Source organism: Exiguobacterium sp. ZOR0005 (assembly GCF_000798975.1).
GTDB lineage: Bacteria > Bacillota > Bacilli > Exiguobacteriales > Exiguobacteriaceae > Exiguobacterium > Exiguobacterium aurantiacum.
Genome location: NZ_JTLB01000007.1, coordinates 1 through 23,764 on the forward strand (window position 1 = coordinate 1; position 23,764 = coordinate 23,764).

Here is a 23,764-nt window from a genome sequence, read left to right on the forward strand (position 1 = left end):
TTTCTCTTTCGCTTCTAACTATAACAAAAAGAGAGGCCGGCGGAAAAATCCGGCACCTCTCTTCATAAATCCTTAACCTTGTGCGGCCATCTGTTTGATTTGTTCATGGACACTGTTAATACAGTCCGGCATGCCGATCCCGTCATAAGCAATCCCAGCCAACAACACGCCCGGATAGACACGGCCCATCTCGGCCCGGAGTGCTCTGACACGGTCCGCATGGAACACCGAATATGGCGGTAGCCCGTCACGTAAACGGCTGACGACGGTTTGATTTGGCTTCCTGTGTATCGTCATCAATCCCCCGAGATCACGGAGCGCCGTCGCGACAATCTCTTCGTCCGATGCCTCAACGATGTCATCGGCACCCGGACGACCGAGGAAGACGCGAAGGACATGATAGCCATCCGGCACGGCGTGCGGCCACTTTTGATCGATGAATGTGCACGCCGTGATCACGACGTCCGCTTCTTGACTCGTGACAAAGCCGGTCCCGACGAACGGGAGTTCAATGTCTCCTTCTTTAAAGACGAGCGAACACGTCGCCGTGGCGTGCGGTTTCATCTCAGCCAAAAAATCGCTGTCGACTTTCGGCAAAAACTGACGAATGAGTCGCGGTGGCACGGTCAAGATGAGGCGTTCGGAGTCGATGTCGCCGCGATTCGTGAGCAGGCGATACCCGCCGTCGATTTCCTCGACCTGCTCGACCGAACAGTTCAAGATGATCTCCGTCCGTTCGAGCCGTTCCGCGATCCGGTCCGTCAGTGATTTCAATCCACGCTTGAGCGAGGCGAACTGACCGACTTTCTTCGCGCCGACTTCGGCGACGCGTTGCTCGGGACGCAGGTGACGCATCCCTTCGTATAAGTTCCCGTACCGCTTCTCCCCTTCGATGAACTGCGGGAACGTCGACAACGCGCTCATCTTGTCGATATCGCCGGCGTAAATGCCAGACAAGAGCGGTTCGATCAAACGGTCGACGATCGGGTCTCCGACACGCTCACGCAAATAGAGACCTAGCGAGACGTCTGTCTCCGGGGGGGCCACGTCCGGTGGCGACAATAGCATCTCCCGAAGCGCAGCGTGTTCTTCTTCCGATAAGAGCGTCGTGTCTTTAAATGCGTCGACATCGAGCGGGATCCCCATCACCGTCTGTTTCGGGATCGGATGAAGGCCGTCACGGTGCAACACATACGCCTGACCGACGCCGTTGCGGACGATCTCATCGCCGAGTCCGACATTTTTAATCAACTCCGTCATCGCCGTCTTCCGAAACACGTAAGAGTCGGGACCGCGCTCAACCGCGAACTCCCCCGTCTCGAACGTGTCGATTTTACCGCCGAGTCGACCGCTCGCTTCAAGCAACGTGATCGATACGTCTTCCGGCAAATAGCGTTCGGCATAAAAAGCGGCGGTGAGACCTGTGATCCCACCGCCGACAATCGTCAAATTACGCATGATGCACAATCACGCTTTCCATCCGATCCGCGATGGCCTCGATGAAGCTCCGCTCCGCGTTTGGCATGTTCGGACGCGCGTAGTGAACGCCGAGACGATCACAGACGACTTTACATTCCACATCGTTGTCGAAGAGAACTTCGAGGTGGTCTGCGACGAATCCGACCGGCGTATACACGAACGCCTCATAGCCATGCTTTTCATAAAGTTCAGCCGTCAAGTCTTGGACGTCAGGCCCGATCCAAGGGTCAGGTGTGTTGCCTTCTGACTGCCAACCGACCTCATAGTGCGGGACACCGGCCGCTTGCGCGATTTTGTCCGCCGTCTCTTTCAATTGATCCGGGTACGGGTCACCTCCGGCCAAAATCTTCTCAGGGAGACTGTGTGCCGACACGATCAAGCACGCCTTCTCGGCCGGTACCGGCAAGTTCGCGAACGTTTCTTTGATCGCCTCTGCCCACCAGTTGATGAATTTCGGCTCATCGTACCATGATTCAACCGAACGAATCTCGATGCCGTATTTGGCCGCTTCCTCATGGGCGCGTCCGTTGTATGACTTGACGCTATATGACGAGTAGTGCGGAGCCAATACGACCGACACCGCTTCTTTGATGCCATCGTTCGCCATTTGCGCGACAGCATCTTCGACGAACGGTTCGATGTGCTTCAGACCGATATACAATTTGAACTCGATCTCATCGGCATGACGCTCGTTCAAGATGTCACGAAGCGTTTCCGCTTGATCGATCGTGATCTTCGCGAGCGGGGATACCCCGCCGATCGCCTCATAGCGCTCTGTCAAATCTTGAAGCGCTTCCGGTGACGGCTTCCGGCCATAACGGATGTGCGTGTAGTAGCGTTCGATGTCTTCCGGCTTGTACGGTGTGCCATAAGCCATTACGAGTAGTCCGACTGTTTTCATGATGATTTGCCTCCCATTTTTTCACGTGAGTAATCGTGGATGAATGCTGTCAATTTGACGAGTACGGCCGGGTCGACTTCTGGGAACACCCCATGTCCCAAGTTGAAGACGTACCCTGGTTGTTTCATGCCTTCATCAAGAATCTCTTTCACTTTCTCCTCGATGACCGGCCATGGTGCGAGCAAGAACGACGGATCCAAGTTTCCTTGGACTGCTTTCGTGACACCACGGTCGCGGGCTTCTTGGACAGACAAGCGCCAGTCGAGACCGACGACGTCGATCGGCAAGCTGTTCCACTCTTCCACTTGATGGCTCGCACCGACACCGTGCATGATGAGCGGGATATCGAGCGGACGCAATTCGTTAAAGATGCGTTCCGTCGTCGGCTTGATGTAACGAGCGTAGTCTTTACGGCTAAGCGTCCCGACCCACGAGTCGAACAATTGGAACGCTTGGATACCGGCCTCGGCCTGCGCTTTCGCGTAAGTGATGACCATATCCCCCAATTTTTCCATGAGCGCGTTCCAAACGTCCGGTTCCGCGTACATGAGCGCTTTCGTCCGGTGGTAGCTCTTCGATGGGCCACCTTCGATCATATAGCTCGCGAGTGTGAACGGTGCCCCTGAGAACCCGATGAGTGGTACATCGAGACGTTCCCGGAGCAAACGGATCGTCTCAAACACGTAAGCGATATCATCCGTGTTGAGCGGTTTCAAGCTTTCGACGTCTTCCATCGTCCGGTACGGATTGTCAATGACCGGACCAATGCCGCTCTTGATCTCGACGTCGACACCCATCGATGGCAGTGGCGTCATGATGTCCTTGTACAGAATGGCCGCGTCGACACCGAGCTGCTTGACTGGAAGCTCGGTCACATAGGCGCACAGTTCCGCATCGTGCGTGATCTCAAACAGCGTCCTCGTCTTTTTGATCTCCCTATATTCCGGCTGATAGCGTCCCGCTTGTCGCATATACCAGACAGGCACATAGTCTGTCGCCTCTCCTCGAAACGCCTTTAAAATAGTATCGTTCATACGTCGCGTCATTCCCCTCTTTATTTCTCCTACACTCTTCTTCTATAGGTATGTGAACTCAAAAACATTATACAGAAATGAATTAGAATAATGCTAATGTGAAGCATTTTCATTGTGTTTACTTTGTGTCATTTTTTTGTCGGATACGTGCGGAACGCCGAGTTGAGCTGACCACGAATCAATTCGTCACGCTGTTTCGTCGACAGACGCTTCTCTCGGTCTTTAATGTCTTGAATGCGCCAACCGTCTTCAAGTTTCGAAGCGACATCGATCAGTCGCTCGACGTCATGGAAAGAATATTTACGTGACCCGCCTTTCGTACGTTCAGGAAAGATGAGTCCTTTCGCTTCATAATAGCGGACCTGACGCTCAGAAAGTCCCGTCAATTCAGTGATGACGCCCATCCCGATCACTTTCTTTAATTTATAGTCCACGCTGCCCGCTCCTCCCTTTTGAAAAAACTATGTCAGATAATCTGACAAAATGCAATCCACCTCGAATATTTCGACTTAAACTGAAAACAACTTTTCACCCACACCGATGAAAAAAAGGAGGAATCGCAACATGGAAGACATTATGTATTATATGGACACGCTGTTCGTACTCATCGCGGCATTGCTCGTTTTAACGATGCAACTTGGCTTTGGTCTGCTAGAAACAGGGACACTCCGGGCGAAAAACGCCGGGCACGTCGCCGTCAAACAAATTATCAGCCTCTCTGTGGCGGCACTTGCTTTTTGGGCTGTCGGGTTCGGACTATCCTTCGGGGACGGGACACGCTGGTTCGGAACAGAAGGGTTCTTCTTGAACGGTTCGTTCACAAGCCTTGATTGGGCGAACGTCTCAATCGACATCAAATTCTTGTTCCAGTTATCGTTCGTCGCGGTCGCACTCGCTATCGCTTGGGGCGGCTTCGCGGAACGAGCCAAACTTTCCGCTTACGTTTTGTTCGGCATCTTCTTCGTCGCCATCCTCTACCCGATTGTCGCTCGCTCGGTCTGGGCCGGTGGATTGCTCGGCTCGATGGGAATGCAAGACTTTGCCGGTTCGGCCGTCGTCCACCTCCAAGGCGGGATGGCCGCGCTCATGGCGACGATCATCTTGAAACCACGCCGGAAGACCGAATCACTCGCTGGTCACAACCACGTCCTAACGGTCGTCGGTGGACTCGTCCTTTGGCTTTGCTGGTTCGGATTCAACGCCGGATCGACGATGTCAGTCGCTGACGGGTTCTTCGGTTACGTCGCATTGACAACGATGCTTGCTACAGCTGCCGGCGCACTCGGTGCGCTCGCCATCGTCATGGTCCACCGGAAGAAAGCGGACATCCCGACGGTCGTCAACGGTGTCCTCGGAGCGCTCGTCGCCATCACGGCCGCTTGTGCGTTCGTCGAGCCATGGGCCGCCGTCATCATCGGGGCGCTAGCTGCGGTCGCGACATACGGAACGAGCATTCTCATGGCGAAATACGTCGACGACCCGCTCTGCGCCTTCTCCGTTCACGGCGTCGCTGGAATCATCGGGACGCTCGCCCTCGGTTTCTTCGCCTCACCACGACTCGTCGAGATCACGGGCATCGGATCGGCCGGCCTCTTCTACGGCGGCGGTCTCGGTCAACTCGGCGTCCAGGCGCTCGGCGTCTTGATCGCCATGGTCATCGCTGGTGGCGGAAGCTACGCGTTCTTGAAACTTCTCGACGTGACGATTGGGCTTCGTGTCACGGAAGAACAAGAAGACATCGGCCTCGACATCGCCGAGCATGGCGTCTCGGCTTACGGAGAAATCGAAGCACAACCAGACACTCCGGCACGCCTTCCGAAAATACTCGGTTCGAGCGTCTCGGTCATGTCACCGAAGAAATAACGTCACAAACAAGGACACCCATCGCGTGGGTGTCCTTGTTTTCATGTCAATCTCGACAAATAGTACCGCACGATCCCGTACGCAACTAGCAGTCCGACGAGAGCGTCCCAGCTCGCCCCAAAGAAGAGTGAGACGACACATAGTCCGAGCGCCTGTCCGACGAGAAGGCGGAGCGTCCACCACTTATAAGCCGTGAGACGCTCGAGGCGGGTGATCGGCAGCCACGACGCGATCGAGACCGTGTCGAGCCGTTTGAAGAGCGGCACGAGTTGCAGCGCCGTCAAGCCGACAAACAAGGGCACGACGATGCCAACGTACCAACCGCCAGCGAGCCACATGACGAGCACCGCGACGAGCGACAGCCGAATGATCAAGTCGAGCGAGTCTTTCGACCGTGCGATGCGTAAACCGTACATATAACGTGCCGCATCCGCACGGGCGAGCACCGAACGTTCAATCATCTTCACGACGAGCTTGCGCTCTTTCACTTCTTCACGCATCTCCGGCAAGTCGACGAACCAACTGACGATCCGATTAAACTGTGCCTTGCTCGTCTGTTCGAGGGCGAGCCACTCCAGGAGCGGGATCCGTTCGTGCCGTCTCATATGAAGGAAGACGAGCGCGGCGAGCGCCGGTAACGGCGTCAACAACGGCATCCCGAGAAACATTAAGCCGCCGCTGGCCACGGCACTCGCGACCCCTACGAAACGGATTCCTTCCAACTTCGCGAGGCGGCCGACGACCGAGAGCAAGATGCTCGCGAAGACGAGGGCAAACACCTCCGCTGACGTCAGCTCAAGCGTCCTGACGAGGAGCGGCAAGAGGACGAGCATGAGGACGAGGGCGCGGATGCTCGCGAAGACGACGTTGAACAAGCGGACGCCGTTCATGTACGAGCGAATGCTTCCGAGTTCAGGCAATAAAAACACTTGGTCGGCTTCTCGTATTAGCGTTCTCGGCCGGTGACCGAGCGGCAAGACGAGGAAAGCCAACGCGACGACCCACTCGCTCGGGAACGACGTGTCCAGCCCGTTCAAAAACTGGTTATACACGAAAGCGCCATAAATCAAAGTGAAGTATAACGTGAACAACAAACCGCCATTCGCCACGTAGCGGCTATATTTCACGACCTCTTCCATCCAGACGCCGAACCGGGTGCGAAACACGTTCATCTCGTCCGCTCCTCGGCGTCAATCGCCTCGACGTAAATATCGTCGAGCGTTGCATCCGGTGCGAGCGCGTATTTCTCACGTAACTCGCTCGCTGTCCCTGTGGCGATGACCGCGCCTTGATGTAAAAAGACGAAACGATCACAGTGTCGCTCTGCCGTCTCTAAGATATGCGTCGACATTAAAATCGCACTCTCTTCTTTATACTCGTCAAATAATTGGAGCAGTTGACGGATCGCGAGCGGGTCGAGCCCGACAAACGGTTCGTCGACGATGAGGAGCGGCGTCTTCGTCACGAGCGCACAAAGGATCATCGCCTTTTGCCGCATACCTTTCGAGAAGACCGACGGAAACCAGTCAAGTTGCTTCTCCATCCGCATATTTTTGGCGAGCTGTGCTGTCCGTTCTTCTAAATCCTTTTCACGTATCTCATACGCTTTCCCCATGAGCGTCAAATGTTCACGCAAGGTCAACGTGTCGTACAAAATAGGGGTCTCAGGTATATAACTTATTTTTTTGCGATAGTTTTTTTCAGACGATTGGACAGTTTCCCCACCGACCGTGACCGTTCCAGAAACGGGTTCAAGCAACCCCAAAATGTGTTTGATTGTCGTCGATTTCCCGGCTCCGTTTAGCCCTATCAGCCCGACAAGCTCCCCTTTTCCGACTTCGAACGTGACGTCGTGCAACACTTGTTTACCTATATAACCGCCGTTCAACTTGTCGACGTGCAACATGAAAACTCCACCCCTCATTTTCAACTTTTTTTTGTGATATATGTTTTAAAAGCTGTCACATGGGAATAATCTGAACTGTAAGGCATTTTAAAACTTATTCATCACTTCCATTGTTCCATAAAAATGTAAGTCAGGACAATGGACAAAACAGAAAGGAGAATGTTTTATGGGTTGGATTATCACTTTAATCGTCGGGGGTATTATCGGTTGGTTAGCAGGTCTTATTTTAGGTAAGGATGTGCCAGGTGGCGTTATCGGTAACATCATCGCTGGTATCATCGGTGCTTGGCTCGGTGGCCTCATCTTCGGTGACTTCGGTCCTGCAGTTGGCGGCATCGCAATCGTACCAGCACTTCTCGGTGCGATTATCTTAATCTTGATCGTATCGTTCGTCATGAAATCTATGCGTAAACGCTAATCAAATGCCTACCGAAAACGGGACCCTCGACTACGAGGGTCCCGTTTCACGTTCAGCTGATGACGACGTATAGCTTGCCGTCCCGTTCAATGAAGCGTTTATCCGTCTGGAGACCGAACAACGTGAAAATCGATTCGATGAACGAACGGTCATAACGCCACTCCGTGCCAAGCTCGGTATCAATCCGTTCCTCCGGTTCCCCAAGCAACGCGACCATATCGTCGGGACGTTTATCCAAGTCGATGTCGATCCGGTTCACCCGCCCGTTCTCAAACGTCACATCGAACCCCTCATACCGCCAGACGCCGTTTTGGTCGCTCGGTTCACCTAGTTGCTCGAGGACCGTGCTTTCCCGTTTGTTCATGAGTCCATCCATCGTCTCGAGCGGATGTCCCGTCCGCGCCTCGACCTCAATCGCGATCAACTCCAGACGTTCGATATCGAACTGCCCCGCGATTGTCTCGCCGGTCTCCGCCTCAAGCTCGAATGCGAGCTCGGTCGCCTCGACGAGCGTCACGGTTTCTTCCTTCACTATCGTCTCTCCACCTACGACCGCGACCGCCTTCACGTCATATCGGCCGGGCATCCGATCGATGGTGACGGTATCCCCTGTTTTTTCTACCCGTCCCGCTTGCGTCCCATCCACCCACACGTTCGTCAGCGGTCTGTCTGCTGTCACGGTGAGGCGTTGCGGCAACAATTCGATCTGATAATCGGCAAAACCGAACCGCCCCTCCCCTGTGTCGGTCAAGCGGAACAGTCCTTCTCCGTCCGAAGTCTGTTGACGATCCCGTGCCACCTCGGCGATCGCCTCGCCTCGAAGCGCCGGCTCATCGTTCAACCATCGGACAAAACGGATGGCCTCGGCCCGCGTGAGCGGAACGTTGGCGTATTCGACCGTCTGTTCGAAGAACGCGATATCTTCCGTGAGCAGCGCCTCTTTGAACCGGACGTGAATGTTCTCGTTTTCTGCGGCCGGCTGATAACCGTATACGTACACGAGGATGGCGACAACAGCGAGGACGCCCCCGCCGGCCAACCATATCCGAAGGCGGCGCTTCGGTACGCTCTTTTTCGTCCGTTCATACGCCAAGCGTTTCCCTCCTCTCTATCTCGTTTTATTCTATTGTATGTCAGCATCCATCGACAGGACAATCGTTCTTCCGCCCGAATTTCCATGTTATGATGAAATGGAACAGTCATTTCAGAATGGAGGACGTGCCATGCACACAGAAGACAACTGTATTTTTTGTAAAATCGTCAACAACGAAATCCCTTCTCACAAAGTGTACGAAGATGATGACGTCGTCGCTTTCCTCGACATCTCGCAAGTGACGAACGGACATACGCTCGTCATTCCAAAACACCACGCCCGAAACGTCTATGAGCTCCCGGAAAACATTGCGGCGGACGTGTTTCAGACCGTCCCGAAAATCGCGAACGCGATTCAACGTGAGACCGGCGCCATCGGGATGAACGTTCTGTCCAACGCCGAGGAAATCGCCGGTCAGACCGTCTATCATTTCCATATTCATTTGATCCCGCGTTTTGGCCACGACGATGGCTTCGGCGCGAAATGGGAAACACACATGGACGAGTATTCGCAAGAAACGCTCAAACAGCTGGCCACTCAAATCAAACAACACGTTTAAATGACACGGACCGGGCATATGCCCGGTCCGTGTTGGTTTATGTTGAATTGATCGAATCGAGGTGGCGTTTCCGTTCCTCATCGATTTGTGCCCGTTCGACTTGTAATTTGATCGCCTGCTCGTACAACTGCTGACGCGATTTGACAGATTCGGCTTGTTCAAATTCTTTTCGTAATTCATGTAGGCGGGCATCTATTTCGACGAGTCGCTTTTCAAGCAACGTTTGCTTGCGCTCCTGTTCGCTCTGTTCTGATGCTTCATATCCCGCCTCGAGTGCTTCCATGATTGTGTGTGCCCAAGTGTCATCTCCGAGTCGTATCGCAGCGTTATACAAGTCCAACATGTCGTCGACCCAACGCTTTTGCTTGTTCACTGGAGGTCACCTTCCTTTACCTACATTCTAAAATAAAATGATTTTTCGGTCAAAATTGAATGTTCTGAAAAATTTTATTTGAGATATAGGTTTTTAATCTCTCTTTTTTGGTAAAATAATATGAAAAGAATGTATTCTAGCATCATCGTGCTTGAGGAGGGGAATGTATTGTCGAGTCACAATCGTCGAGAATGGGTTGCTTTCGGCTTTGTCGTAGCGTTTTTAGGGGTTGCGACGATGCGAAAACTCGCTCGTGGAACGGCAAACGATGCCGCATCGAAGCAGCATCGGGCGTCTACAATCACTACGTTGAAAGAACAATTCAAAAAAGTTGCGGCTGACACATCGCACGTCGCACAGGCAGGCAAGCTGCAAGGGAAAGAATTGGCGGATCAAGTGAAAGCCGAAGTCGAACGCTATCAACAAGACATTCAGCCTTCTATCGAGCGGATCCAAGGAAACCTTAACGAGCTTTCGAACGTACAGTCAGATATGACCGAAACGAAAGCGAAACAGACTGACTGATTTGTCTGTCGTCATCGTCCGTCGTTTTAGTCACTTTGTATCCGGAAAGGATGGATCGAGATGGATCACGAAAAAGAGTTCACTGGCCCCGAGGCCATGCTGTATAGCCATAAAATCATTCAACTCAGCAAAGCATTGTGGAAGACGGTCGAAAAAGACTGGCAGAATTGGATCAAACCGTTCGATTTGAACATAAACGAGCACCATATTTTATGGATTGCCCACGCGTTAGGCGGTGCCTCGATTTCTGAGATCGCGAAATACGGCGTCATGCACGTATCGACGGCGTTCAACTTCTCAAAGAAGCTTGAAGACCGCGGTTTGCTCACGTTCTCTAAAAAAGAGACGGACAAACGTAATACGTACGTCCAGTTGACGCCTGAAGGCGAGGCGCTCCTGCTTGAGACGATTCACGCCTTCGACCCGGAAGAGAACGGTGTTTTCCGTGCCTCGCTCCCGCTTCAAGAGTTATACGGGAAATATCCTGACTTGACCGACATCACCGCGATCGTCCGCCGTCTCTATGGCGACAACTTCATGGATATCTTCGCTGAGACGTCGAAAATGATCACCGAAGAAGCCGGACGCCGTCCGGAAGAAGACGAGGTCACGAAAGAAGCTTGACCTGCTGATAAAGCGGCTCCGTCACATCAAGCTCGATTTGTTGCTTGACACACGCGGCTAAAATTTTCTCAGGATCAAGCGCCGGATGTAACATACCGACGAAACTGACGAGCAGTGGCTCTACGGACGAGAGACCGTACCGCCCTTGCTCGTTTTGTTGTTGCCGGATTTCCTCCAACAACGTGTGGAAGGCTTCCACATCCTCTTTCGTCAAATTCGCCCGGATGATTTCATATTCAAACGGACGATCCGACCAGTCGACCGATTTCATCAACAGCTCCATCTGGTATGACAATTGTTTGACTTTCTCTTCTAACGACACGTTTCCCACCCCATCATTTCACATTCTCTTTCATCATTATACGATACGTTTGTGTGCTATGATACGGTACAGGTAACAGAACAGCTGTCATGATTAGGAAAATGTGATATAGTCGGACATAAGAAACTTATAGATTTTTAGGGGTGGAATATATGTCAAACGGAATGACGAATGAACCAAAAAAACAAGATAAGAAATTTTCAACGGGCGCCCTCGTCGGCGCATCTGCTCTCGCACTCGTAATCGGTGCAGGCGGTACGTACGCAGCGACGAACGGCGGCGGCGCATCAGATGACTCAACTGTCGTCTCATTCGAAGGCGGCGAGATCACACGCGGTGAAATCGCGAATATGAGTTACGACCGCATGGTCCCGCAACTCGCGTTCCAAGAAACGATGAACGAGCTCCTTGAGAAAGAATACGGCGACAAAGTCGAACAAGATAAAGTCGACGAAGAGTACAGCAAAACTGAAGAGCAGTTCAACTCGAAAGAAGAGTTCGAGCAAGCGATTCAACAAGCCGGCATGACAGGCACAGACGAGTTTAAAGAAGCCCTTCGCGGCCAAATGCTCGTCGATGCAGCGAAATCTGAACTTGTCGATGTGACAGATGAAGAGATCGAAGCTCAATTCGCGAAAGAAAACGTTGAAGTCCAAGCGAGCCATATCCTCGTCGAGACAGAAGAAGAAGCACAAGACATCATCAAGCAATTGAACGACGGAGCGGACTTCGCTGAACTCGCTAAAGAGAAGTCGACAGATACCGGTTCAGGCGCACAAGGCGGCGATCTCGGTTACTTCTCAGCCGGCGCGATGGTCCCTGAGTTCGAAGAGTATTCGTTCCGTGAAGACGTCGTCGGTGAGATTTCTGAACCTGTTCAATCGCAGTTCGGTTACCACATCATCAAAGTCGTCGACCGGAAAGAGAAAGATCTCAAACTCGAAGACGAGAAAGATCGCATCCGTGAAGAACTCGCAGCCGAGAAAGCTGCATCGGTTGACGCGAACAAGATCTATGCCGAGTTGATCGAGAAGTATAACGTCGACGTGAAAGATGCGAAAGCATCACAACAGTTCGACGCAGTCAAAGAAGCTGTGAAAGCATCAGAAGAAGCACCAGCTGAAGAATCAACTGAACAATAAACCAAAAACGGTCGCTCTCACAACGAGAGCGACCGTTTTTCTTAGAGTTTCGGCTTGTAAAACGCGCGATTATCGAGCGCCATGACCCGTTCCGTGAACGCACCTGGCTCGACGCCTTCGTACGCCTTGTCGAACATATTCATCCGCGCATCGATGTTGTCGATGAAAAACAACATCTCCGCTTCCGGAAGTTGCGGCGCGTTCGCCGAACCCCATTCCGGTTTTCCGTGGTGGCTGAGGACGAGATGTTGCAGCAAGGTCACAACTTCACGATCGGTGCCGAGCTCACGCGCAATGACTTCGATTTCAGACGCCATCAATGACAAATGTCCGAGCAGCTTTCCTTCGAGCGTGTATTCCGGTGTGATCGCATCTGACAGTTCGATGACTTTCGCCAAATCGTGCAAGACGACTCCTGAGACGAGCAAGTCCCGGTTCAACTGTGGATACAAGTCACACATCGTCTCGGCGAGCTTCAGCATCGACATGACGTGGAACGCCAGACCCGAATAGACGGCGTGATGGTGGCGCACGGCCGCCGGGTACGTGAAGTACGCCTCTTCGTGCCGCTCGACGACCGTCGCGACGAGCTGTCGCATGCCGTCATGTCGAATCGCTTCGATATATGACCGAATCGCCGTCTCGAGTTCCGATTTCGCGACCGGTGCCGACCGGACGTACGGTGCGATATCCGTCTCGCCTTCGATGATGGAGATCTGTTTCAGCTTCAATTGTGTCCGTCCGCGATAATCCATCACTTCACCCGAAGCGTGAACGATTTTTTTCATCGCATATTTCTCCGTGTCAGCACTGTCCCACAGCTTCGTCTCAATCTCCCCGCTCTCGTCACAAAGGATGAGCGTCAAGTATGGTTTGCCATTGCCGGCAAGTCCCCGATAAGATTGTTTGATCATCACATATTGGTCTAACGTGTCGCCCACTTTGAGCTGTCCGATTTTTGTCGCCAATGTTAGCACCTCTCTCTAATTCAGTACCTCCATCTTAACGAAACTTCAGGTGAGATGCCAACTTTCTTCCCAATTCGGGAATAGTTGAAGGAGAATCGAATTGGAGGAATAGAACATGAAGTGGAATTGGTACACACGGCCCGAGGAGTCCGTACACATCGATCAGCGTTACGAAGAGGCGTACACGTATTGGCTCGATCAATTGACGACAGCGAACGTCACGAAAATCATCGTCGGGGAAGGCTACATGTACGGCTCACTCACACTCGACTACGAGCAGCTCGAACGGGAACCGCAAAAGGTCGGCCATTATTTTGTTGGACGCAATTTTTTATGGACAATCGGATTTGACGATTTGTTCTGCGAGGTCGTGGCCGCGAAACGGTACGAGACACCCATCGAGGCGTTTTATGAACTGTTGGCCGAAAAGATGGACTACTACTTCCACGGAATCGATGAGTATGAAGAGCGTCTTTTGGTTGCTCAGCGTGAGATGAGCGGACAAGTCCCGCCTGAGTTCATGAACGAGATTTTCGGACTCCGCAGCGAGATCGAACGTTGGTCCGATACGGTCGTGCCGTATCGAGAACTCCTCATGGCCGGGCGCGAGGCGTTCCTCGACCTCGAGTTACAAGAGATGAAACCGTATCGGTTGGCCACGTATCGGGTCGAACGGTTGCTCACTTCTATCGAACACTATCAAAACGATGTCATCGCGATGACCGATCTCGCGGCGACACTATCAAACTTCCGGGGCAACGAGATCATGAAGGCGCTCACCGTCTTCACGGCGCTCACCACGCCGGTCGTCGCTTTCGGCGCCATCTGGGGAATGAACTTCAAAGAAATGCCCGAGCTCGACTGGCCGTTCGGGTACGTCTTCGCCTGGGCGATGATCCTCGGCTTCACCGTCGTCATTCAAGTCTGGTTGAAACGGAAAAATTGGATCGGCTCGCTCTTACAATTCCCGACCCAAGTGAACACAAAGCAGGCCATTAGAAGACAAAAAGATAAAACAACGAACAAAAGTTCGGTATAATAGACGTATCCAACATAATTTAGAAAGGGGATACCCATGGATCGTCTCATCATCCACGTCGACATGGATGCGTTTTACGCATCCGTCGAACAACGAGACCGTCCCCACTTGCGGGACAAGCCGGTCATTGTCGGCGGTGCGCCGCACAGCCGCGGCGTCGTCGCGACGTGTTCTTACGAGGCGCGAAAATACGGGGTCCATAGCGCCATGTCTTCGCGCCGCGCGTTCGCCCTCTGTCCGCAGGCGACGTTCGTCAAACCGCGTTTTCAAGCATACCGTCAAGTAAGCGACCAAGTGATGCAGATCTTCAAATCCGTGACACCGCTCGTCGAACCGTTATCGCTCGACGAAGCGTATTTGGACGTCACGGAGAACACGCTCATGAGCACATCCGGCACGTACGTGGCCCGCTATATTCTCGGGGAAATCAAACGCCGGACGGGTCTCACCGCCTCGGCTGGTGTCGCCCCGTCAAAATTCGTCGCCAAAATCGCTTCCGGTTTCGAGAAACCGAACGGTCTCACGGTCGTCCCGGCCTCTGAAGTCGAGACGTTTCTCGCCCCGCTTCCGATCAACACGATGCACGGCGTCGGCAAAGTGACGGCCCAAACACTCTTCAAACACGGCTTCCATCTCATCCACGATATTCAACAAGCCCGGCCTGATGAATTAAAAGCCATCTTTGGCCATGACCGCGGCACACAATTGTACGAACTAGCCCATGGACGCGACAGCCGACCGGTCGTCCCGACCCGTGAACGGAAGTCGATCGGATCCGAGACGACGTTCGCCTTCGACCTCGATGACCCGGAAGAAGTTTATGAGCGCGTCGTCCCGGAGATCCAGGACGTCTTGCGCCAGCTTGACCGTCGCGAGCTCAGTTGTCAGACGGTGACGATCAAAATCAAGACGAGCGAGTTTCAGGCACGCAGTCACCAGATCAAGTTGAACCACCCGACGCACGACCATGACGAAATCAAACGTCTCGCCCGCCGTCTGTTCGACGAGATGGGCATCAATGAACCGGTACGCTTGATCGGAATGACCGTCTCCGATTTGATTCCCCGCACCGAGTCGACGCGACAGCTCACATTCGAAGAGTTGACGACACCTCCCCTTGAAGAATGAATGACCATTCAGTACAATGAAGACAAAGGGGGCAATGGAGATGGCACAGTATACGATCACCGCGTTCGAAAACGACGGTACCATCGTCTTGAATGAGACGCTCAAAGCGACGGACGACCACGAGGCGAAAGAGAAAGGGCTCTTACGGTTGCGTGAGGCGAACCATGAAGGGAAAGGGGCGCGCATCGTCCGGCACGGCCAAATGATATATTTCGAGCGCTGCAAGCTTCCTGGGAAGCTAAAAGGTACCGCATCGTGACATGAAGCGCCCGGGGCTCAACGAGCACCCGGGCGCTTTTCCATGATTAAAATGGGAACGTGATCAATATCGTAAGAATGGCGATAACGGCCGTCACGACTTGAAGCGGCAGCCCGACTTTCACAAAGTCCAAAAAGCGGTAACCGCCGATGCCGAACACCATCGCGTTCGTCGGCGACCCGAACGGGGTCATGAAAGCGAGCGACGCCGCGATGGCGACGGCGACGACGAGCGGCACCGGGCTGACTTCGAGCGCCGCAGCGAGTGACAACGCCAGCGGTGCGAACAAGACTGCCGTTGCTGTATTCGAGATGATTTGACTGAGGATCATCGTCGCCCCGAACACCGCGATGAGCACCCAGACTGGTCCGGACCGTCCGAACGATTCACTGATCCATGTGACGAGCCACGCCATCACCCCCGCGTTCTCGAGCGCTTTGCCGACCGGAATCATCGCCGCGATCAAAAGAAGCGACGACCATTGAATCGATTGGTAGGCGACGTCCATATGACGGACCGCACCGGTGAGCACCATCGCGAGCGCTGCCATCCAGACGGCGACGGTCGGGTCGACCCATTCGAAGACGAGCAGCGCGACCATTCCGGCCATAATGATGCCAGCGGCGAGCTGGTGCCGTTCCGATACAGCCCGGTTCGCCACATCGGTCACCCGCTCGTTAGCGAGCAACAAGTGCGTTTCTTCTCCGACTTTCTCCAAGTCCCGCCACTCTCCTTGAGTGACGAGCATGTCCCCTTGTTCGAGACGGACATCTTTCAATCTCGTCATCGCGATTTCCTCGTTCGGACGAATGACGCGCAAGACGTTCAAACCGTATCGATTGCGGAGCCGGCTCTCTTCCAAACAGCGCCCAATGAGCGGGCTGTCGGCCGGTATCGTAAAGATGACGACGCCTGCCTCTTTCCCGTAGACGTCTCGCGGTGGGACGTGCTCGTAACGCAACCCTTCCTGATGAGCGATGCTATGGACGTCTTCTTCGGCCCCGCTGACGAGTAGACGGCCTTCATGGAGCACCGTATCCGCCCGCGCGGCGTGTAGGCGATGCGCCAACCCTTTCCGGCGCTCCCCGAGCACTGTCAGCCCGTGGCGGGACCATAGCGTCTCCCGTAGCTCCCGACCGATGAGCGGATGCCCTTTTCCGACATGTAACGCATACACGCTCAGCGGCGGCATCATCGGATGAGGTGCGACCGTATCCGGTACGTCGTCAACATCCAACAACCGATTTCCGATCACGTAAAAGTAAAGCAAGCCGACCCCCGCTGCGACGAGACCGATCGGCAAGAGTGAGAAGAAACCTAACGTCTCGCCTCCGGCACTCCGAAGCGCCTCCGCGGCGACGAGGTTCGGCGGAGTCCCGATAATCGTCATCGTCCCGCCGATACTCGAGAAAAACGCAAGCGGCATGAGCAGTTTCGCCGGACTCGTGCCCATTTGGCGCGACATGGCGAGGACGACCGGGATTAACAACGCGACCGTCCCCGTGTTCGACATGAGGCTCGACAACACCGTCACAGTGACCATGAGGACGAGAAATAGACGCACCTCACTCCCTTTCGCATAAGGGATGAGCGCGGCCCCGAGCCGCTCGGCGAGACCGGTGTGAAACAGACCTGCCCCGACGATGAACAGTCCGGCAATCATGAGGACGACCGTATTCGAAAAACCAGCCATCGCCTCGACCGGCGTCAGTTGGTTTGTCAAGACGAGCAACAATAAGCCAATCAGCGCGACGAGGTCGGCCCGGAGCCAGCCTCCGATGAAAAACAGAATCATAACGGCAAGAATCGCCAAGGTGACCATGACGTCCACCCTCTCATGTGAAATATCGTACAAATGTATTATACCACTTATTATGTAAGCGTTATCATGTTTGGTTTGACAACTTCCTCAACAAAAAAAAAACGGATGGCCGTGGCCATCCGCGAGTACACATTATTGAACTTCGTTTTCGTTCACCATCGGAGCATACAGCTCTTCGAGTGGCTTCATGATGATTTTCGTCACTTCTGTGACAAGTTGGTGCATCCGTTGCTCTTCTTGCATGAGCTCCATGATCAACTCGTTCTGTTGAACGTTCATCATTTTTGTTTGGGCGTCCATCATCTCTTGTTCTGAGATCTCTTCGCCTTGCATTTGCTTCTGTTGAAGCGTCATTTGGATTTCACGGAAGTCAGCGAACAACTGGTTCGCTTCTGCATCCGCATTGACACGGTCGTATAGTGAAGAGAGGTTTGTGAACTCTTCAGAATCGCGAAGTGCTTTCTCCAATTGGTAAGCATGATCGTACAAGTTTGTTTGTGACATGTGACGTCCTCCTAAAAGCTATTAGGGCGTGCCATTCAGATGATGGCGATCAACCCTTGAATCAATCCAATCATACCACCTAATAGCGCCCCAAGCCATGTTATTGCCCGGAACTCCCGTTTTGAGATCGATAAGACGATCTCTTCGAGGTACGACGTGTCGAGGGATCGAACTTGTTCTTGGACGATTTGGTCGATTTTCAATCGGTCCATGATCGTCTCCATCTCGTCCGTGAATCGGATGATGACGAGCGTCACACCTTTCGGAACAAGTTCTTCGACGACTTGCTTCTCCACATCTCGCGTATACGAGTAAACGGGCCGGTCGAGCAGACTCGCGACCGGCAAACGTGTGACGATTTCGGTGACGACACCGTCGATGAGTCGCGCTTCTAAGCGATCATCAAGGAACGTGGCGACCGGCCGTTCGCTGAACCGTTCGAACTCGCGTGTGATCATCGTCGCCATACCAGTCCGGGTCGAGCTGCCGCGCAGAATGTTAATGATCTCCGGGCGAATCATCTCGACAAAATTGACGTTTTGAATGAAGCCGGCGATAAAGCCGAGCCGGCGCTGAACGAACGAATCGACCATATGACGGAGTTGTTCCTCTCCTTCGGTCGAATAAAAGTATTCTTCGGACTTGATGAGCATCGTATCGACGATCTCCGGGACGATGGCGCGGACGCGGTCCATCCCTTCTTCCCCGAGCAGCTCATACAGTTTTCGCGACTTGACGTCTTGGAGCACGTGTCCGAGCTCGTCTCGCAACTTCGCATCCGCTGCCGTCAAGACACGTGTCTCGACGTCTGGATAGAGCGGTTCGATGAGCATTCGAACGGTCTTTTCCGAGCGAAGCATCGTTCGTACTTCCCCTTGTACGAAATGGGTGATGTGGCTGCTGACTTGCTCGTCTAGCAGGCGCTTGCGCATCCCTTCCGGTGTCAGCAAATGCTTCACGACGGTTTTCCCGAGGCTTGTCGCCAATTCGTCGCGCCGCTTCGGGATGAGCCCAGGTGTGAAGGGCAAGCGTAGCTTGCCGATATACTTCGGCTCGTGCGGCCGGAACAACATTTTGATGGCGAAGAAGTTCGTCACTCCCCCGATTGTCGCCCCGATGGCGATCATGATGAATATTTTTAGTAGACTATCCAAACTGTCTGCCTCCGATCTGAAATATGATACATTGTTGAAGAGGTGATTGTGTTGACTACGTTTGAACGTATTAAATCGATTTTCCCGACCGTTGTCCATCGGTCGGAGGACGCATCCGGTGAATATGCCTGGTACCAAGCCCATGATGGGACGGTGTTCGGTCTCCCTAAAACGGAACTGACCGAGCGCGAGCGACGGCTCATCTCGTTGTGGGCGACCCCGTTCGTCACATCGCTCGATTCGGTCCAAGCGTTGTGGCATGGGCGATTGTTCGATGACTCGTTCCGGATCGAGCGCCCGTTCCGGCTGTCGTCGCTCGCCCTTCATCACCAAGAGCCTGAAGCGCTCGAGACGTTCGTCGATGTGCTCCGTGACTTCATGCCATCTGCGATCATCATCGTCATGACAGAGCGTCACATCGAAGTACTCGAGACGGAAGCGCTCGTCGAGATGACAGAATTTGAAGACGTCCTGCGCGCCATCGCTGGTGACTTTTATGTCGAAGCGAGCGTCGTCTATAGCGAGCGACCGCTCGGCACGCTAGCCACGCTTTACGCGGAACATCAAGTGTTGCTTCCGCTCGCGAAACGCTCTATTAAAGCTTACCCTGCTAGTCAATTATTATACCATTATTTGTTACAAGACCATGAGTCTTTTGCCGCCCGGCTCCGCCTGACCGAGGCGACGTATACAGCACTCGACGCGACGGCGCGGGAATTGCTCGAGGCGCTGTTCACTCATACGCTGAACGTCTCCCATACCGCCAAGGCGCTCTTCATGCATCGGAACACGCTCAACTATCGGCTCGACCGACTCTACGAAGCGACCGGTTATGACGCGCGCCAGTTCCATGATGCGAGTCTGCTCCAACTGATTGTCACGTTGCACAAATCTGAGTAATCGTTTTTGTGCAACGTGTCCATATTCAATGCAAGCGGTTTCATCGTATAATCGTTCTTGTAAGCGCTATTATACAAGAGCACATTCTCAGGAGGCTAACGACATGGCAGAAATTCAATTGAATCACATTGATAAAATATACGACGGTGGGGACTCGAAGGCAGTCAGCGACTTTAACTTGCACATTAAAGACCGCGAGTTCATCGTCTTCGTCGGACCGTCTGGTTGCGGGAAGTCGACGACACTCCGTATGATCGCAGGTCTCGAAGAAATCTCGAGCGGTGACTTCATCATCGACGGCAAGCGTATGAACGACGTCGCACCGAAAGACCGCGACATCGCGATGGTCTTCCAAAACTACGCCCTCTACCCGCACATGAGCGTGTATGACAACATGGCGTTCGGTTTGAAGCTTCGCAAATTCCCGAAAGATGAAATCGATCGCCGCGTCCAAGACGCAGCCCGCATCCTCGGACTTGAAGAGTACCTTCAACGTAAACCGAAAGCACTCTCAGGTGGTCAGCGCCAACGTGTCGCCATCGGCCGTGCCATCGTCCGTGACGCAAAAGTATTCTTGATGGATGAGCCGCTCTCAAACTTGGATGCCAAGCTTCGCGTACAGATGCGTAAAGAAATCATCCAGTTGCACAACCGTCTCGACACGACGACGATTTACGTTACCCATGACCAAACGGAAGCGATGACACTCGCGACTCGTATCGTCATCATGAAAGACGGGATCATCCAACAAGTCGGTTCGCCGAAAGAAGTGTACGACAACCCGGACAACATCTTCGTTGCCGGCTTCATCGGATCACCTTCGATGAACTTCTTCCGCGGTACACTCGCAGACGGCAAGTTCATCGTCAGCGGCGAAGAGATCAACGTGCCTGAAGGGAAGATGAAAGGTCTTCGCGACCGCGGTTACATCGGTAAAGAACTCATCCTCGGAATTCGTCCAGAATCAATCCATGATGAGCCGATCTATATCGATTCGCCGACGACACATACGTTCCAAACGCATATCGATGTCGCTGAACTCATGGGCGCCGAGTCGTACTTGTACGCCGAACTCGGTGGACACCAGTTCACGGCTCGCATCGACGGACGTTCGAACATCCATATGGGCGATGATGTCACACTCGCACTCGATATGACGAAAGCTCACTTCTTCGACTCTGAGACAGAGCTCGTCATCCGTTAAAATCATTTAAAAAAGAAGTGAACCGCTAAAGTGGTGTCGCTTCTTTTTTATTTCATACTGTTGAAAATATATTTACTTTAACTGAATCGCTCCTTTATATTTTTCACAAGGAACCTGTATGTGAATAGAAAGGAAACGTGTGATGAGTTTTTTAAAAGATCGAGATGTTATATTAGTCACAATGCACCAAAAAGAAAAAGTGATCAAGCCACTACTAGAAGAACAGCTAGGATGTCGTTTACATGTGAGCCAGTTTGATACCGACCAGTTCGGAACGTTTACGAGGGAAATCGGTCGACAACACTCTCAACTCGAAACAGCAAGAAAAAAAGCGAATATGGTCATACAGCTGTCAAACCTACATGTTGGAATAGCCAGTGAAGGTACATTCGGATTTCATCCTCTTGCCCCCATTCCATGGAACACTGAATTGGTGTTACTAAAAGATTATGAACGAGATCTTGAATTACAAGGTTACTACGAAGGAATCGACACAAATTTTAATCATTCCATCGTTCAAAGCTATTCTTCCGCGCTTCAGTTCGTGAATGAAGTTGGGTTCCCAGACCATCACGTAATCCTTCGACCAGATGATGAACACTCATCCGTCATTTTAAAAAATATTGCGGATGAATCAGCGCTGCAGGAAGCTTTTACGTATTGCTTAAACAAATCTACGAATCGACAAGTCTTTATAGAGACTGACATGCGAGCATACGCCAATCCAACTCGCATGAAAAATATTGAGATGGCGACGAGAAAACTGATTGAACAAGCAAACTCTTTATGTCCAAAATGTGAAACACCGGGTTTCCGTGTCGTACGAAAAGTACCTGGGCGATTATGCGAGCAGTGTCATTCTCCTACTAAACAAATTGTGCGACACATCCACGCCTGCTCTACTTGTCACTATCAACTAACAGAATATCTTGATCCTGACGTATACGCCTCCCCGGCATACTGTGATTTTTGCAATCCATAATACAAAAAAGCAGTCATATCTCTCAACCGTAAGATGAGAAGTGACTGCTTTTTGTGCTTAACGAACCGCATAGCGACGTTCGAGACGATGCTGGCCCGCTTGAATGAGCGTCGACAAAATCCAATAAATCGTTGCCGAGAACAACAGGAGCGGCATGACGAGATACGTCGTCGCGGCGATTTGGTCCGAGACGTATGTCAATTCTTGAACGGCGATGACCGAACCGAGCGATGTCGATTTGATGATGTCGATCACCGAGTTCGAGACAGGTGGAATCGCACGCGACAAGGCTTGTGGGAAGATGATGTCTTTGAATCGTTTCCCACGCGGAATCCCGAGGGCGACACTCGCCTCGACTTGCCCTTTGTCGACCGAATGGATGGCGGCGCGGAACGCTTCCGAGATATACGCCGCGAAGTGGAGGCCGAGTCCATAGATGAGCGCCTGCATGCCGCTCAACTGGACGAAGCCCGTCAACCCGACGTAAAGAATGAGCAATTGTAACAAGAGCGGGGTCCCGCGGAAGAACGAGATGTACAACCGCGTGAACCACCGGACAGGTTTGATGGGACTACTATGAAGCAACGCAATGATCAGACCGAGTACCAATGCAAGCAGAATCGATAGCACACTGGCGATCAACGTCAATTGCACGGCTTCAAGATAGACCGAACGGTTATCGATGACGGTCGTGATCAGTTCATTCATTGACTGATGTCCTCACCGAAGTACTTCTCTCCGATTTCCTCCATCGTGCCGTCTTCTTTCATTTCAGCGAGCGCTTCGTTCAAGCCTTCGAGCACGTCTGAGTCTTGACGAGCCATAAAGCCGGCTTGACTCTGGTTGAAGACGTCACCGACTGCTTTCACGTCGTAGCCCGTCTTCTCAAGCTCTGTCAAGATGAAGAGACGGTCGTTCAAGGCTGCGTCGAGGCGACCGACTTGAAGGTCTTGGAGCACTTGGTTTGCACCTTTGTAGAACTTCACTTCAGCGCCGGCTTCTTCAGCCATCTGTGCGTACACAGATCCTTGCGTCGAACCGACGACTTTTCCGTCGAGGTCGTCGATGCCTTGGATGTCTTCGTTGTCTGATCCGACGATGACTTGGGCGCCTGAGATCGCATACGGGTCAGAGAACGCGTACTTCTCTTGACGCTCTGGCGTGATGCTCATTTGGTTGGCAATCAAGTCGATGCGTTCCGCGTCGAGTGCCGGGACGAGTCCTTTAAAGTCCATCGCTTCAAATTCGAGCGTGTAACCGGCACGTTCTGCCGCTTCGTTCAACACGTCGATGTCGTACCCTGTGAGTTCACCTTTATCTTTGTACGTGAACGGTGGGTATGTCGCTTCTGTCCCGACCGTGATGACCGTCTCTTCCGAACCGCTGTTCGTCTCTGAGCCGCAAGCTGCGAGCACCCCGAATGATGCGCCGATTGCGAGTACAGCCGTTAATGATTTTTTCATATAAATTCCGCCTTCCTGATAATCCATATACGATTACATGGTTTTAAACAATATACTCATCATACTGACGGGGGCATACGTTGTCAAACAAAAACCACCACC

The 23,764-nt window shown here is 52.8% G+C and carries 27 protein-coding genes; 12 read left to right on the forward strand and 15 right to left on the reverse strand.

Going from position 1 to position 23,764, the window contains the following annotated elements:
- Positions 1 to 72 precede the first annotated feature (72 nt).
- The 4 genes from hemG to L971_RS02775 all read right to left on the reverse strand — a co-directional run bounded on the left by hemG (position 73) and on the right by L971_RS02775 (position 3,848).
- On the reverse strand, positions 73 to 1,458 hold the full coding sequence (hemG, locus tag L971_RS02760; RefSeq protein WP_047374239.1) for a protoporphyrinogen oxidase: 1,386 nt from the start codon (positions 1,456 to 1,458) through the stop codon (positions 73 to 75).
- On the reverse strand, positions 1,451 to 2,380 hold the full coding sequence (hemH, locus tag L971_RS02765; RefSeq protein WP_047374241.1) for a ferrochelatase: 930 nt from the start codon (positions 2,378 to 2,380) through the stop codon (positions 1,451 to 1,453). The genes hemG and hemH overlap by 8 nt, the downstream gene beginning before the upstream one ends.
- Positions 2,377 to 3,426 (reverse strand): uroporphyrinogen decarboxylase, encoded by a 1,050-nt coding sequence (gene hemE / locus L971_RS02770; protein WP_029335812.1) that lies wholly within the window; start codon positions 3,424 to 3,426, stop codon positions 2,377 to 2,379. Before hemE ends, hemH begins: the two co-directional genes overlap by 4 nt.
- Positions 3,427 to 3,542: 116 nt before the next feature.
- Positions 3,543 to 3,848 (reverse strand): MerR family transcriptional regulator, encoded by a 306-nt coding sequence (locus tag L971_RS02775; RefSeq protein WP_024371800.1) that lies wholly within the window; start codon positions 3,846 to 3,848, stop codon positions 3,543 to 3,545.
- A gap of 130 nt (positions 3,849 to 3,978) precedes the next feature.
- On the opposite strand from L971_RS02775, the gene L971_RS02780 reads away from it, so the two are divergent.
- Positions 3,979 to 5,277 carry an ammonium transporter gene (locus tag L971_RS02780; protein WP_024371799.1) on the forward strand — a complete coding sequence of 433 codons (1,299 nt, stop codon included), beginning with the start codon at positions 3,979 to 3,981 and terminating at the stop codon, positions 5,275 to 5,277.
- A 41-nt stretch (positions 5,278 to 5,318) separates the two neighbouring features.
- On the opposite strand, the gene L971_RS02785 is transcribed toward L971_RS02780, so the two are convergent.
- Both L971_RS02785 and L971_RS02790 read right to left on the reverse strand, forming a co-directional pair.
- Positions 5,319 to 6,449 (reverse strand): ABC transporter permease, encoded by a 1,131-nt coding sequence (locus tag L971_RS02785; RefSeq protein ID WP_081977033.1) that lies wholly within the window; start codon positions 6,447 to 6,449, stop codon positions 5,319 to 5,321.
- On the reverse strand, positions 6,446 to 7,183 hold the full coding sequence (locus L971_RS02790) for an ABC transporter ATP-binding protein (protein WP_024371797.1): 738 nt from the start codon (positions 7,181 to 7,183) through the stop codon (positions 6,446 to 6,448). Before L971_RS02790 ends, L971_RS02785 begins: the two co-directional genes overlap by 4 nt.
- A 166-nt stretch (positions 7,184 to 7,349) precedes the next feature.
- Here L971_RS02790 and L971_RS02795 point away from each other — a divergent pair, with 166 nt between their 5' ends.
- Complete coding sequence (locus tag L971_RS02795) at positions 7,350 to 7,601, forward strand: GlsB/YeaQ/YmgE family stress response membrane protein (RefSeq protein ID WP_024371796.1); 252 nt, start codon at positions 7,350 to 7,352, stop codon at positions 7,599 to 7,601.
- A gap of 52 nt (positions 7,602 to 7,653) precedes the next feature.
- On the opposite strand, the gene L971_RS14775 is transcribed toward L971_RS02795, so the two are convergent.
- Positions 7,654 to 8,694: a hypothetical protein gene (locus L971_RS14775; protein ID WP_052200239.1), complete on the reverse strand. Its 1,041-nt coding sequence runs from the start codon at positions 8,692 to 8,694 to the stop codon at positions 7,654 to 7,656.
- 130 nt (positions 8,695 to 8,824) lie between these two features.
- On the opposite strand from L971_RS14775, the gene L971_RS02810 reads away from it, so the two are divergent.
- Positions 8,825 to 9,253 (forward strand): HIT family protein, encoded by a 429-nt coding sequence (locus L971_RS02810; protein WP_024371794.1) that lies wholly within the window; start codon positions 8,825 to 8,827, stop codon positions 9,251 to 9,253.
- Between the two features lie 37 nt (positions 9,254 to 9,290).
- On the opposite strand, the gene L971_RS02815 is transcribed toward L971_RS02810, so the two are convergent.
- The gene (locus L971_RS02815) at positions 9,291 to 9,626 is read right to left on the reverse strand and encodes a hypothetical protein (RefSeq protein ID WP_024371793.1); all 336 of its coding nucleotides are present in this window, start codon (positions 9,624 to 9,626) and stop codon (positions 9,291 to 9,293) included.
- A 237-nt stretch (positions 9,627 to 9,863) separates the two neighbouring features.
- Here L971_RS02815 and L971_RS02820 point away from each other — a divergent pair, with 237 nt between their 5' ends.
- Complete coding sequence (locus L971_RS02820) at positions 9,864 to 10,151, forward strand: hypothetical protein (protein ID WP_231557552.1); 288 nt, start codon at positions 9,864 to 9,866, stop codon at positions 10,149 to 10,151.
- Between the two features lie 60 nt (positions 10,152 to 10,211).
- Positions 10,212 to 10,775, forward strand: a complete 564-nt coding sequence (locus L971_RS02825) for an HTH-type transcriptional regulator Hpr (RefSeq protein ID WP_024371791.1) — start codon at positions 10,212 to 10,214, stop codon at positions 10,773 to 10,775.
- On the opposite strand, the gene L971_RS02830 is transcribed toward L971_RS02825, so the two are convergent.
- On the reverse strand, positions 10,759 to 11,097 hold the full coding sequence (locus tag L971_RS02830) for a DUF1878 family protein (protein ID WP_231557553.1): 339 nt from the start codon (positions 11,095 to 11,097) through the stop codon (positions 10,759 to 10,761). The genes L971_RS02825 and L971_RS02830 overlap by 17 nt on opposite strands.
- 152 nt (positions 11,098 to 11,249) lie before the next feature.
- Here L971_RS02830 and L971_RS02835 point away from each other — a divergent pair, with 152 nt between their 5' ends.
- Positions 11,250 to 12,239 carry a peptidylprolyl isomerase gene (locus tag L971_RS02835; protein WP_024371789.1) on the forward strand — a complete coding sequence of 330 codons (990 nt, stop codon included), beginning with the start codon at positions 11,250 to 11,252 and terminating at the stop codon, positions 12,237 to 12,239.
- A gap of 41 nt (positions 12,240 to 12,280) precedes the next feature.
- On the opposite strand, the gene L971_RS02840 is transcribed toward L971_RS02835, so the two are convergent.
- Entirely contained in the window at positions 12,281 to 13,207 is a 927-nt protein-coding gene (locus L971_RS02840; protein ID WP_024371788.1) for an HD domain-containing protein, read from the reverse strand.
- Between the two features lie 115 nt (positions 13,208 to 13,322).
- Here L971_RS02840 and L971_RS02845 point away from each other — a divergent pair, with 115 nt between their 5' ends.
- From L971_RS02845 to L971_RS02855, 3 genes are read left to right on the forward strand one after another with little or no spacing between them, the layout of a single operon-like run.
- Positions 13,323 to 14,246 carry a CorA family divalent cation transporter gene (locus tag L971_RS02845; RefSeq protein WP_052200241.1) on the forward strand — a complete coding sequence of 308 codons (924 nt, stop codon included), beginning with the start codon at positions 13,323 to 13,325 and terminating at the stop codon, positions 14,244 to 14,246.
- A 36-nt stretch (positions 14,247 to 14,282) separates the two neighbouring features.
- Complete coding sequence (gene dinB, locus L971_RS02850; RefSeq protein WP_047374250.1) at positions 14,283 to 15,374, forward strand: DNA polymerase IV; 1,092 nt, start codon at positions 14,283 to 14,285, stop codon at positions 15,372 to 15,374.
- Between the two features lie 40 nt (positions 15,375 to 15,414).
- The gene (locus tag L971_RS02855) at positions 15,415 to 15,633 is read left to right on the forward strand and encodes a YhzD family protein (RefSeq protein WP_024371785.1); all 219 of its coding nucleotides are present in this window, start codon (positions 15,415 to 15,417) and stop codon (positions 15,631 to 15,633) included.
- Positions 15,634 to 15,679: 46 nt separating this feature from the next.
- Here L971_RS02855 and L971_RS02860 read toward each other — a convergent pair whose 3' ends face one another.
- The 3 genes from L971_RS02860 to L971_RS02870 all read right to left on the reverse strand — a co-directional run bounded on the left by L971_RS02860 (position 15,680) and on the right by L971_RS02870 (position 19,113).
- Positions 15,680 to 17,455, reverse strand: a complete 1,776-nt coding sequence (locus L971_RS02860; protein WP_047374251.1) for an SLC13 family permease — start codon at positions 17,453 to 17,455, stop codon at positions 15,680 to 15,682.
- Positions 17,456 to 17,587: 132 nt separating this feature from the next.
- The gene (locus tag L971_RS02865) at positions 17,588 to 17,959 is read right to left on the reverse strand and encodes a YlbF family regulator (RefSeq protein ID WP_024371783.1); all 372 of its coding nucleotides are present in this window, start codon (positions 17,957 to 17,959) and stop codon (positions 17,588 to 17,590) included.
- A 35-nt stretch (positions 17,960 to 17,994) separates the two neighbouring features.
- Positions 17,995 to 19,113 (reverse strand): DUF445 domain-containing protein, encoded by a 1,119-nt coding sequence (locus L971_RS02870; RefSeq protein WP_047374253.1) that lies wholly within the window; start codon positions 19,111 to 19,113, stop codon positions 17,995 to 17,997.
- Between the two features lie 48 nt (positions 19,114 to 19,161).
- Between L971_RS02870 and L971_RS02875 the strand changes: the two genes are divergently transcribed.
- The 3 genes from L971_RS02875 (at position 19,162) to L971_RS02885 (ending at position 22,199) form a co-directional block, all read left to right on the forward strand.
- Positions 19,162 to 20,013 carry a CdaR family transcriptional regulator gene (locus tag L971_RS02875; RefSeq protein WP_047374255.1) on the forward strand — a complete coding sequence of 284 codons (852 nt, stop codon included), beginning with the start codon at positions 19,162 to 19,164 and terminating at the stop codon, positions 20,011 to 20,013.
- Between the two features lie 103 nt (positions 20,014 to 20,116).
- Complete coding sequence (locus L971_RS02880; RefSeq protein ID WP_024371780.1) at positions 20,117 to 21,217, forward strand: ABC transporter ATP-binding protein; 1,101 nt, start codon at positions 20,117 to 20,119, stop codon at positions 21,215 to 21,217.
- 142 nt (positions 21,218 to 21,359) lie between these two features.
- On the forward strand, positions 21,360 to 22,199 hold the full coding sequence (locus L971_RS02885; RefSeq protein ID WP_047374258.1) for a DUF6671 family protein: 840 nt from the start codon (positions 21,360 to 21,362) through the stop codon (positions 22,197 to 22,199).
- 57 nt (positions 22,200 to 22,256) lie between these two features.
- On the opposite strand, the gene L971_RS02890 is transcribed toward L971_RS02885, so the two are convergent.
- Positions 22,257 to 22,907, reverse strand: coding sequence for an amino acid ABC transporter permease (locus tag L971_RS02890; RefSeq protein WP_024372505.1), 651 nt, complete (start codon positions 22,905 to 22,907; stop codon positions 22,257 to 22,259).
- Positions 22,904 to 23,662 carry a transporter substrate-binding domain-containing protein gene (locus L971_RS02895; protein WP_024372506.1) on the reverse strand — a complete coding sequence of 253 codons (759 nt, stop codon included), beginning with the start codon at positions 23,660 to 23,662 and terminating at the stop codon, positions 22,904 to 22,906. The genes L971_RS02890 and L971_RS02895 overlap by 4 nt, the downstream gene beginning before the upstream one ends.
- Between the last annotated feature and the right edge of the window lie 102 nt (positions 23,663 to 23,764).